The following is a 345-nucleotide window of genomic DNA, read 5'->3' as shown; positions in this document are numbered from 1 at the left end:
CTGCCGCACAAGCCGCAGCTCGCCCGAGCTCAGACGGATCTGGGCGTAGCCGCCATCGCGACCGACGAACTGGGCATAGGTGCCCGCGGCACGGGCGATCTGGCCGCCCTTGCCGGGCTTGAGCTCGATATTGTGCACGATCGTGCCGATCGGCATGCCCGAGAACGGCATCGCGTTGCCCGGCTTGATATCGGCCTTTTGCGAGGCCACCACCTTGTCGCCCACGGCGGTGCGCTGCGGGGCCAGGATATAGGCCTGCTCGCCATCGGTGTAGGTGACCAGCGCGATGAAGGCGGTCCGGTTCGGGTCATATTCGATCCGGGTGATCACGCCTTCCACGTCGAA

The 345-nt window shown here is 66.1% G+C and carries 1 pseudogene; it reads right to left on the bottom strand.

Features of this window, described 5'->3' with window-relative positions:
- Positions 1-345 (bottom strand): annotated as a pseudogene (locus H2O73_RS23490) (50S ribosomal protein L2); the annotation flags it as partial.

The organism is Vibrio marinisediminis (assembly GCF_014050145.1).
Taxonomy (GTDB): Bacteria; Pseudomonadota; Gammaproteobacteria; order Enterobacterales; family Vibrionaceae; genus Vibrio; species Vibrio marinisediminis.
This window is presented reverse-complemented; position numbering and strand designations above follow the sequence as displayed.